At 52.4% G+C, this 11,517-nt stretch carries 8 protein-coding genes; 3 read left to right on the forward strand and 5 right to left on the reverse strand.

From position 1 onward, the window contains the following. The first annotated feature begins 468 nt into the window (after positions 1 to 468). Entirely contained in the window at positions 469 to 2,052 is a 1,584-nt protein-coding gene (locus OGY13_RS18005) for a TerC family protein (RefSeq protein ID WP_032941964.1), read from the forward strand. 44 nt (positions 2,053 to 2,096) lie between these two features. Here OGY13_RS18005 and asmA read toward each other — a convergent pair whose 3' ends face one another. The 3 genes from asmA to udk all read right to left on the reverse strand — a co-directional run bounded on the left by asmA (position 2,097) and on the right by udk (position 5,291). Next, positions 2,097 to 3,950, reverse strand: coding sequence for an outer membrane assembly protein AsmA (gene asmA, locus OGY13_RS18010; RefSeq protein WP_213752593.1), 1,854 nt, complete (start codon positions 3,948 to 3,950; stop codon positions 2,097 to 2,099). A 26-nt stretch (positions 3,951 to 3,976) separates the two neighbouring features. Next, entirely contained in the window at positions 3,977 to 4,558 is a 582-nt protein-coding gene (dcd, locus tag OGY13_RS18015; RefSeq protein WP_003834269.1) for a dCTP deaminase, read from the reverse strand. A 91-nt stretch (positions 4,559 to 4,649) separates the two neighbouring features. Further along, on the reverse strand, positions 4,650 to 5,291 hold the full coding sequence (gene udk / locus OGY13_RS18020) for a uridine kinase (RefSeq protein WP_003036776.1): 642 nt from the start codon (positions 5,289 to 5,291) through the stop codon (positions 4,650 to 4,652). A gap of 315 nt (positions 5,292 to 5,606) precedes the next feature. Here udk and OGY13_RS18025 point away from each other — a divergent pair, with 315 nt between their 5' ends. Further along, entirely contained in the window at positions 5,607 to 8,936 is a 3,330-nt protein-coding gene (locus OGY13_RS18025; protein ID WP_213752592.1) for a diguanylate cyclase, read from the forward strand. Here the strand turns inward: OGY13_RS18025 and alkA are convergent. After that, positions 8,904 to 9,773: a DNA-3-methyladenine glycosylase 2 gene (alkA, locus tag OGY13_RS18030; RefSeq protein WP_213752591.1), complete on the reverse strand. Its 870-nt coding sequence runs from the start codon at positions 9,771 to 9,773 to the stop codon at positions 8,904 to 8,906. The genes OGY13_RS18025 and alkA overlap by 33 nt on opposite strands. Before the next feature lie 136 nt (positions 9,774 to 9,909). Between alkA and yegD the strand changes: the two genes are divergently transcribed. Next, positions 9,910 to 11,262, forward strand: a complete 1,353-nt coding sequence (gene yegD / locus OGY13_RS18035) for a molecular chaperone (protein ID WP_213752590.1) — start codon at positions 9,910 to 9,912, stop codon at positions 11,260 to 11,262. Positions 11,263 to 11,361: 99 nt separating this feature from the next. Here yegD and OGY13_RS18040 read toward each other — a convergent pair whose 3' ends face one another. Beyond that, positions 11,362 to 11,421: a type I toxin-antitoxin system Ibs family toxin gene (locus OGY13_RS18040; protein ID WP_100280300.1), complete on the reverse strand. Its 60-nt coding sequence runs from the start codon at positions 11,419 to 11,421 to the stop codon at positions 11,362 to 11,364. Between the last annotated feature and the right edge of the window lie 96 nt (positions 11,422 to 11,517).

Raw genomic sequence — 11,517 nt, forward strand, 5'->3', positions numbered from 1 at the left:
CCCCTGGCTTCACTAGCTACCAATGCACTGATTAATTTAAATTTTTATCTTCTCCTTTATTTTCATCACATTTACAGCGTTAACGCATCGGGAATGGCGCCACTGATTGATGAGGAAATATTTATCTTTTGATTATTACCGCAAGAATTGTTGCAGCTATGCGAATATCAGGCAAGATAACAAACCGCCGATACCTGGCTTTTAAGATTAATATTAAGCGTCGGTTTTATATATTTTTAGGATTTTATTGATATTGACAATATTGATATAGAAATATTCCACCTGCGATATTTCCTAAATATATTTAGATTAATAAAATCATTTCCTGTAGTTACATTAAGGCTATTATCCTGCATCAGTTCTGATATAACCGACAGAGAAATCCCTTCTCGCCATTGCATTTTTCGCCAGTTTTACCCATGATCGAATTGTGACAATTGTCATACAACTATGGGTATAGCATTTACTATGGAATGGATTGCCGATCCGTCAATCTGGGCCGGACTGGTCACGTTAATCGTGATCGAACTTGTTCTTGGCATTGATAATCTTGTTTTTATTGCCATCCTCGCGGAGAAACTACCTCCTGCCCAGCGGGATAAGGCGCGTATTACCGGGCTACTGCTGGCGATGGTTATGCGCCTGCTGCTGCTGGCATCAATATCCTGGCTGGTAACGCTGACCACGCCGCTGTTCAGCATTCGCGATCTCAGCTTCAGCGCCCGCGATCTGATCATGCTGTTCGGTGGTTTCTTCCTGCTGTTTAAAGCCACTATGGAGCTCAACGAACGGCTGGAAGGGAAAGACAGCGATAACCCCACCCAGCGTAAAGGCGCTAAGTTCTGGGGTGTGGTCGCGCAGATCGTGGTGCTTGACGCCATCTTCTCTCTGGATTCCGTCATTACCGCTGTTGGCATGGTCGATCACCTGGCAGTGATGATGGCGGCAGTCATTATTGCCATCAGCCTGATGTTGCTGGCCAGCAAGTCGCTGACGCGCTTTGTTAACAGCCATCCAACTATTGTTATTCTGTGTCTGAGCTTCCTGCTGATGATTGGTTTCAGTCTGGTGGCCGAAGGGTTTGGTTTCCATATCCCGAAAGGTTACCTGTACGCGGCCATCGGCTTCTCGGTCATGATCGAAGCATTGAACCAGTTGGCTATCTTTAACCGTCGTCGCTTCCTCTCAGCCAACCATACTCTGCGCCAGCGCACCGCCGAGGCGGTAATGCGGCTGCTGAGCGGGCAAAAAGAAGATGCCGAACTGGATGCCGAAACCGCAGCGATGCTGGCGGATCATCATGAAGGTCAGATTTTTGCGCCACAGGAGCGGCGGATGATTGAACGTGTGCTGAACTTCAATCAGCGTACCGTCAGCAGTATCATGACCTCGCGCCATGATATTGAACATATCGACCTCAATGCGCCCGAAGCAGAAATCCGCGCCTTACTGGAAAAAAACCAGCATACGCGTCTGGTGGTCACTGGCGAAGACGAGCAGGAGGAACTGCTGGGCGTGGTGCATGTCATCGATTTGCTGCAACAGTCTCTGCGCGGCGAACCGCTCGACCTGCGTGTATTGATTCGCCAGCCGCTGGTGTTCCCGGAAACCTTGCCGCTGCTTCCGGCGCTTGAGCAGTTCCGTAATGCCCGGACGCATTTCGCGTTTGTAGCCGATGAATTTGGTTCCGTCGAAGGGATTGTGACGCTGAGTGATGTGATGGAAACCATCGCCGGCAATCTGCCAAACGAGGTAGAGGAAATCGACGCCCGTCATGATATTCAGAAAAACGCCGATGGTTCGTGGACCGCTAACGGACATATGCCACTGGAAGACCTGGTGCAGTACGTGCCTATCCCGTTAGACGATAAGCGTGAGTATCACACCATTGCCGGACTGTTAATGGAGTATTTGCAGCGCATCCCGAAAACCGGGGAGGAAGTCCAGGTTGGCGACTATCGGCTAAAAACCCTGCAGGTGGAAAATCATCGCGTGCAAAAGGTCCAGCTGATACCGCTACACGGTGAAGAAGAGATGGATTACGAGGTGTAAGTCACGAGCCGGATGGGGCATTAGCCACCATCCGGCAATATGAATCAGAGCTTATCCAGCAACTTTTTAACATCTTTGCCGTTGCGGGAATCTTTATTGCGATCTGCCCAGTCATTCAGACGACGTTTTGCTTCATCCTGCAGATGCTTACGCAAAAGCTGATCAACTTGCAGACTGTAGTTCAGTGATTGCCACTGGCCATAGACCCTGAGAGGAACCGGGGTGGCCTTCAGGAAACTAATCAACTTACTTTCGCCATCCCAACCGCCCAGCACGCGAATGTTAAACAGCGTGTCGCAATTCTGCTTCACCAGATCTAACGTTCCTTTGCCGGTTAGCGCCAACATCGCGGACTCCCCTGCCATGTTATCCAGCGTCACCTCACCGTTATCCAGCGTCATATCGGTTACAAAATGATCCAACCGGGTCACGTTATCGAGGTTTTGCTGAGATTTAACATCCCCACCGCTGCGTTCTACAGCCTGTTGAATCATCTGCTGGAAGTTCATCCCTTCCATTCGCGTATCTTTCATTTCGACATGGGCCTGCCCTTGCCAGCTATGGCGAAACGCCTGGGCATCAATATCTGAGCCGGAAAAATCTCCCGCCAGCGACAGCTTGCCGGTGAGTGCGATGGGGTAATCAAAGGCCTTCAGAATCGTGCCAATTTCCACACCTTCCAGGCGCGGATGAAAGACCGCTCGCGGTTCTCCCTTTCTGGCATCCAGCGTGCCGGGCAGTGAGATCAGCCCGCCATCACTTTTTCCCTGCAACTGCGCAATGTTCAGTAAGCCGAACTGGTTGTCTATTTTTGCCGAAACATTCTCAAACGCCATTTTCCGCCACAGCACTTTGTCAGCCTGCAAAGCGATGTCGGCCGAAAAACCCTTGAGTCCCTGATACGAAACGGCATCAACCTGGGAAGCAATGACGGGGCGCGCCAGCGTTGACTGACTCTGACCTTGCTGAACGTCACCTTTTGCTGTCGCCGCTGCGTCATGCTGTACGAGCAGGTTATCCAGATTGAGCTGACCAAATTTTAAGTCGACGGCCCATTCCGGTTTTTCCAACAAGGATACGTGCGCTTGCCCGGAGAACGAAGAGTCATTAGCAGTCAAATTTATCTGGCTAAACGAAAGCTGTTTTTTCTCTTCCAGCCATTGCGCCTGAAGATGTCCCTGACCGTTGATCCCCTGGGGCGGCAGATCGGCCCCCTGCAATTGCCAGCTTAACTGCTCGATATTCGCAGATAAGTTGTGCGGATAATCGGAGGCATCGACCGTGCCGTTAAAGGATAACGCGAGATCGCGCTGATCGCGGTTCACACGCCCGGAAAAATCAAACGTACCGCGGTGCTGGCTATCTTGTTCCATCTCCAGACGAATATCACGAACGGTAACTTGTTCGTCGTCTTCATGCTGGAATACCAGAACACTGTCGGCAACCCGCAAACGGGCGATATCAAACGACCACCCTTTGTCTTCCGCCAGATCGGGCAACATATTGTCTTTTGGGGCAACGGGCGCATCTTTACCGCGCACCGCCTCAGTTTGCGGGGTCAGTTGAATCACTGCGCCTTTGAGCATCACCTGCTTCACGCTGAGCTGGTGGCTCAACAGCGGCCATAACGCAACGTCAAGACGCATATTGTCGGCACGAACCAGAGGTTCGCTGGCACCTTCAGCCGTTAACACCACTCGCCCTGAGAGGATACTCAGTTGCGGCCATACGTGCCAACGCAGGGGGCCATCCAACTGCAGCTGATACCCGCTACGTGCGGCAACCTGCTTGACCATATACGCGCGGAAATCATTCGGATTCACCAACAGTACTAACGCAGAAAAGCCGGCCACCAGCACGACCAGAAGAATCATCAGCGTCGTCAGAAATCGTCTCATGCTATCCCCAATGGACTGAAAAACACTCAGTCTTTATCGATCCGGCTGGCAACGGCGCCCTGCTGGTCGCGATACTTCGCATCCTGACGACGGTTGTATGGTCGCGCTGCCGGACCGGAAAGCGGTTCGAAACTTAGCGCGCCAATCGGCATGCCCGGACGCAGAGCCAGCGGTAATTTTCCGGAGTTGTAAAACTCCAGTACGATACAGCCAGACCAGCCCGGATCGATACGGTGTGCGGTGACGTGTACCATCAGTCCCAGACGCGCCAGAGATGAACGGCCATCTAACCAACCGACGAGATCGGAAGGCAGCGTCACGGATTCGAATGTTACTGCCAGCGCAAGCTCACCCGGATGCAAGAAGAATGCCTCGCCGTCCTTGAGGACGATTTCATCACTCATCACGCGATCCAGCGCGGCGCTGACTTCATCTTTCGGTCCGCTCAAATCGATATACGCCGCCGTATGACCGCGGAACGTACGGAATTTGTTGCCAAGACGCACATCTACCGTGGCGCCATTGATTCGCTCGACAGGAGGGCGTGGAGTGATCGACAGGCGACCTTCATCCAACCAGGCTTCAATATCTCGGTCACATAAACGCATGGCACTTTCTCCTTTCGTGCTTCAAACCCTTAATGCCAGGTGCGTTAAGGGTGAACCAGGTTATCACTGAACGGTACACAATTCGCTGAACTTATTCAAAGAACTGACTGATTTTAGCCTTCAGAATATCGATGGCGATGCGGTTTTTACCCCCGCGCGGCACAATGATGTCGGCGTATTGCTTTGAAGGCTCAATAAATTGCAGGAACATTGGACGGACGGTTTTCTGGTATTGCGCCATCACCGAATCCATTGAACGACCACGTTCATTCACATCCCGCTTGATACGGCGCATCAGACAAATATCCAGCGGCGTATCAACAAAAATAGAAAAGTTCATCTCATCGCGCAAACGCGCATCCGTCAGCAGCAAAATGCCTTCCAGGATAATGACTTTCTTCGGTTCGATATGAATAGTGTCTTGCGTACGCGTGTGCTCAACATAGCTATAAACCGGCAGCTCAATGGCAGAGCCGCGTTTCAGCGTTTGCAGATGTTGAAACAGCAGGCTGTGGTCCATCGCGTTCGGATGGTCGTAGTTGGTTTTTACACGTTCTTCCATCGACAGATGGCTTTGATCTTTGTAATAGCTGTCTTCGGGAATAACGCCAATATGTTCGTCACCGACTTGTTCACGCAATTCGCGATAAAGAGTACTGGCAATAAGGCTCTTGCCGGAAGCCGATGCGCCGGCAATGCCGATAATGACGCACTGATGGGACTGATCAGTCATAAATTTAGCGACCTGATTAACCTGGATGTAAGGAAGGGCGGCGCCGAAACGCCAAACGCGGCAATTATAGGGATTTCAGCGGCGCGATGCCACCCCAGGCTGCACCAATGCTGTCCCTGTCGCAAATTAAAATGGTCAGATTTAGAACAGCCGCTATATTTATTCACCTGCCTTAGGAATTAATAGCTTGGGAGTGTTAATTTATGAGCAGCTGGCGTATAAATTGTAAATTGTTTGTACTAGCATAATCCCAGATTAAATGTGATGCGTCCGGCATCTCTGCTGGGCGACAACGGCTATTTGGGTAGAGTGGTAATGAGTAAACAATCCCAACATGTTTTAGTTACCTTACCCCATCCTCTACTGCGCCTGGCCAGTTTAGGTCTGGTGGCTTTCATCTTTACGTTGTTTTCGCTGGAACTATCACGTTACGGCGCACAGCTTGCCCCTCTGTGGTTTCCAACCTCTATCATGATGGTGGCTTTTTACCGTCACGCGGGAAAGATGTGGCCTGGGATCGCGCTGGCTTGCTCATTCGGTAGCATCGGCGCCTCTTTACTTTTTTTCCCCGGACAGTCGCTTAATTTCTCCTATACGGTCATTAACATTATTGAGGCTGTTGTTGGCGCAATGTTATTGCGTAAACTGCTGCCCTGGTACAATCCCTTACAAAATTTGAATGACTGGGCGCGCCTGGCATTTGGTAGCGCGGTTGTTCCGCCACTGTTGGGCGGCATTTTGATGTGGTTGTTGCTGCCGAAGGACACGTCGTTAAATACCTTTCTTATTTGGGTACTGTCAGAATCCATTGGCGCACTGGCGTTGGTGCCGTTAGGTTTACTGTTTAAACCACATTACCTGTTGCGCCATCGCGACCCGCGATTATTGCTTGAGACCCTGATTACCCTGCTGGTGACCTTAACGCTCAGTTGGCTGTCCATGATGTACATTCCATGGCCATTTACCTGCGTTATTGTCCTGCTGATGTGGAGCGCTGTCCGTCTGCCGCGTATGGAGGCGTTTTTAATATTCCTCAGCACCGTGATGATGGTTTCGCTGATGCTGGCCGCCGACCCTTCGCTGCTCTACACCCCTAAATTGACCGTATTGACCAGCATACCGTGGCTACCGTTTTTGATGATCCTGTTGCCCGCCAATATGATGACCATGGTGATGTACGCATTTCGAGCCGAACGCAAGCACATCTCTGAAAGCGAATCGCGGTTTCGCAACGCCATGGAATATTCCGCGATTGGCATGGCGTTAGTCGGTACCGAGGGGCAATGGTTACAGGCCAATAAAGCCTTGTGTCAGTTTCTGGGCTATAGCCAGGAGGAGTTACGTTCACTGACCTTCCAGCAATTAACCTGGCCGGAAGATTTGAACAACGACATTGAACAGTTGAACATGCTGGCACGCGGAGAGATTAATAGCTATTCCATGGAAAAACGCTATTACACCCGTTCGGGCGACGTCGTCTGGGCGTTGCTGGCCGTTTCGTTGGTGCGTCATAGCGACAATACCCCACTCTATTTTATCGCGCAGGTTGAGGACATTAACGACCTGAAGCATACCGAGTGGATTAACAAACGGTTGATGGAGCGCATTACCCTCGCCAATGAAGCCGGGGGGATTGGGATCTGGGAATGGGAACTCCAGCCTGACGTGATCAGCTGGGATAAACGGATGTTCGATCTCTACGAAGTTCCTGCGCATATCAAGCCCAGTTGGCAAGTCTGGTATGAGTGCGTGGTACCCGAAGATCGTGAGTACGCCGAAAATGTGATTCGTGATTCACTGGCCGCACGGGCTCCGTTTAAGCTTGAGTTTCGTATCGCGGTAAAAGATGGCATACGCCATATCCGCTCGTTGGCCAACCGGGTACTGAATAAAGACGGTGAAGTTGAACGCTTACTTGGTATCAATATGGATATGACCGAAGTCAAGCAGCTTAACGAAGCGCTGTTTCAGGAAAAAGAGCGCCTTCACATTACGCTGGATTCAATCGGCGAAGCGGTGATTTGTATTGATGTCGATATGAACGTGACCTTTATGAATCCGGTTGCTGAGAAAATGAGCGGCTGGCAGCAGGACAGTGCCATCGGCATTCCGCTATTGACGGTACTACATATTACTTTTGGCGAGAACGGTCCGCTGATGGAAAATATCTACAGTGCTGACATGTCGCGTACGGCAATCGAACAGGAAGTGGTCCTGCATTGTCGTAACGGCAACAGTTATGACATTCAGTACAGCATCACGCCCCTCAGCACCCTCGACGGCGGCAGCATTGGCTCGGTGTTGGTTATTCAGGACGTCACAGAGTCGCGGAAGATGCTCCGCCAGCTTAGCTACAGCGCCTCGCATGATGACCTGACCCAGTTGGCAAACCGGGTCAGCTTCGAAAACCATCTAAAACAATTGCTGCATTCGGTACACGACACGCACCAGCGCCATGTGTTGGTTTTTATCGATTTGGATCGTTTTAAAGCGGTGAACGACAGCGCGGGTCATGCCGCTGGCGATGCCCTGCTGCGTGAACTCTCAGCGCTTATGCTCAGCATGTTGCGATCCAGCGATATGCTGGCACGCCTGGGCGGCGACGAGTTTGGTCTGTTGCTACCGGATTGTAATATCGAAAGCGCCCGCTTTATCTCAGGTCGCGTCATCAGTGCTATTAATAATTACCACTTTATGTGGGAAGGCCGCTTACACCGTATAGGTGCCAGTGCGGGAATTACGCTGATTGATGAGAAAAACCATGTCGCGACCGATGTGATGTCTCAGGCCGATATCGCCTGCTATGCGGCGAAAAACAGTGGGCGTGGACGTGTCTGCATTTATGAACCGCAGCAAAGCCAGGGTCATGCCGCGCGTAGTCAACTGACATTGGATGAGCAAAGACACACCATTATGAACAACCCAATGCTGATGATCGCCAGAGGTGTGGCTTCCCCGCGTATACCGGAGACGTTTAGCTTCTGGATTATTTCGCTTCGCTTAGGCACCGCTGAGGGTGAAGTCATTGAGGAGCAAGCCTTCCGCGCCGGGCTGGTCGATCCCGCGTTAAGCAAGGCGCTTGACCGTCGGGTATTTAGCGAGTTCTTCCAGAACTCTGCCCAAGCAGTAGCCAGTAAGGGCCTCAGTATTGCCCTGCCCCTTTCCGCCGTCGGCCTGCTCAACACAGAACTTATCGATGAGCTGCTGGAGCACTTGCAACGCAGTCCACTACCGCCGCGATTGCTGCATCTGACCGTTCCGGCAAGCGTCATCAAAACCAACCCAACGCAGGCGGTATCCGCCCTGCATCGGCTGCGCCAGTACGGCTGTCGAATTGTATTAAGTCAGGTTGGTCGCGATTTAGAGCTCTTTGACAACCTGAAATATCGCATTGTCGATTACCTGTTGCTCGACAGCGAGCTAAGTGCCAGCGCTCCCGGCAACCTGATCGACGAAATGTGGGTGTCCATTATCCAGGGTCATGCCCAGCGTCTGGACATAAAAACTATCGCCGGGCCGGTGCAGTTGCCACTCATCATGGATACGCTTTCTGGCATCGGTGTTGATATGATTTATGGCGATATTATTGCCGATGCCCAACCGCTGGATCTGCTACTGAATACCAGTAATTTCGCCATCAACTGACGGTTGCCAGCCATCCGTATACCAAATATGTAACAGCGCATAGGAGCGCCAGGGTTTCCAGCGCTCTGCATACCGTCGGATCTGGGCCGGTGTCATGCCGGGAAAACGCTGTTTAATCAGATAATCATCCGGCAGAAAAACGTCCTTCGCCTGCCAACCACGTAGCGCGAAATAGTTGGCGGTCCAGCGCCCTATCCCGGGAAACGTTTGTAGCTGCTTAACGCCTTGTTCGATATCGGCAGGGGCTATTGTCGCGAGCGTTCCTTCAAGGGTTGCATGAGCCAGGTGGATCAACGCTTCAGCGCGTTTGAGCGGCATTCCTAGCGCTTTCAGGCGTAGCGGATCGGCATTGGCAAGCGCTTCTGGCGAGGGAAAACACACATACTCGGGCGCATCCTCCAGCGCTTCCCCGTAAGCGTGCGCCACTTTCGCCGTCAGTTTAGCGGCCATCAATACGCTGACTAACTGCCCTAAAATCGCCCGTACCCCTTGCTCAAACGCATCGACACATCCCGGCAGGCGCAGTCCCGGACGCGCCGCACCGAGGCTACCCAGCGCGGCGATAATTTGCTGCGGGCAACAGCCAAGATCGAACAAGCGCGTTATTTTTGCCAGGCACTCGGAAGCTACCGGCTGTAACCCTGTGCTCAATGTCACGTGTAGCACGTTGGCGTGCAGATCCGGGACAACGCGCACCAGACCACGATGCCCCCCTACGCACAGGCTTCTGACATAGCTCAGTTCCTCTACGGTTTCGACACCTTCAACCGCACGGGCGGCAAGAAATCCCAGCATCCAGGGCCAGTCATAAGGTGGTTGCCAGCTCAGCGTGAACATTCAGTTTTCCTTTTTACGCAAACCTACAGCATAAACGGTATTCAATCAGTACGCCTTGCTTTCATATTCCAGTTGTCGGGGCGTCAACTATTCGTTAAAGTCACGCCCCTTCTTCACTGGCATGGGGATTTTTACGGTGTTTATTGGTTTTGACTACGGTACGGCAAACTGTTCAGTGGCCGTTATGCGTGATGGGCAGCCCCACCTGCTCAAAATGGAAAATAACAGCACGCTGCTACCCTCAATGCTGTGCGCACCAACGCGCGAAGCGGTTAGCGAGTGGCTGTATCGCCATCACGACATCCCAACTACGGACGATGAAACGCAGGCGCTGCTTCGCCGTGCGATGCGCTACAACCGCGAAGAAGACATCGACGTTAACGCCAACAGCGTACAGTTCGGTCTGGCATCGCTGGGTCAGTATATTGAAGACCCGGAAGAGGTGTACTTCGTTAAATCGCCAAAATCATTTTTGGGCGCCAGCGGTCTGAAGCCGCAGCAGATTGCGCTGTTTGAAGATCTGGTCTGTGCAATGATGCTGCACATTCGCAACCAGGCGCAAAGCCAGCTGCCGGAAGCTATCACTCAGGCCGTGATTGGTCGGCCCATCAACTTCCAGGGATTAGGTGGCGATGACGCCAACACCCAGGCGCAGGGTATTCTTGAACGTGCGGCCAAACGCGCCGGTTTTCAGGATGTCGTCTTCCAGTACGAGCCGGTAGCGGCGGGACTGGATTACGAAGCGACGCTGCAGGAAGAAAAACGCGTGTTGGTGGTGGATATCGGCGGGGGTACGACCGACTGTTCACTGCTGCTGATGGGGCCGCAATGGCATCAGCGTGCCGATCGCGAAAACAGCCTGCTGGGACACAGTGGCTGCCGCGTAGGCGGGAACGATCTGGATATCGCGCTGGCGTTTAAACACCTGATGCCACTGCTAGGTATGGGCGGTGAGACAGAAAAAGGTATCGCCTTACCGATTCTCCCGTGGTGGAACGCGGTCGCAATCAACGACGTTCCCGCGCAAAGTGATTTCTATAGCAGCGCCAACGGTCGACTGCTCAACGATCTTGTCCGCGACGCGAGAGAAGCCGATAAAGTCGCTCTGCTGCTTAAAGTCTGGCGCGAGCGTCTGAGCTATCGCCTGGTGCGCAGTGCAGAAGAGAGCAAAATCGCACTTTCCGACCAGACTATTGTAACGGCGGCGATACCGTTTATCAGCGACACGCTGGCAACCGATATCAATCAACACGGACTGGAAGCTGCGCTCAATCAGCCCCTGGCGCGTATTCTCGAGCAGGTCCAGCTGGCGCTGGACAACGCACAGGAAAAACCGGACGTGATTTATCTGACCGGCGGCAGCGCGCGTTCGCCGCTGATTAAAAAAGCCCTCGCCCAGCAGCTTCCCGGGATCCCTATCGCGGGTGGCGATGACTTCGGTTCTGTCACCGCCGGACTGGCCCGCTGGGCTGACGTTGTTTTCCGCTAAGCCGCTCGCATGCTGAAAAGTGTGCGTATTGACATCATCCTTGCTGTGGCTTATTTTCAGGAGTGAGGGTTAGGGAGGGTTTCCCCTCCCCCTGGTGTCTTAGTAAGCCGCGAAGCTAATGACTAAGAGTATCACCAGTATGATGACCTGCTTCATCATAACCCTTTCCTTATTTTGGCCCCTTCCTCGGGAGGGGCTTTCCCGTTCCAGCGTCCTGCTGAAATCTCTGGCTTTCCTCCTTTTTGCCTTGTCAGC

This window comes from Citrobacter sp. Cpo045 (assembly GCF_030332875.1).
In the GTDB taxonomy this organism is placed as follows: Bacteria; Pseudomonadota; Gammaproteobacteria; order Enterobacterales; family Enterobacteriaceae; genus Citrobacter; species Citrobacter portucalensis.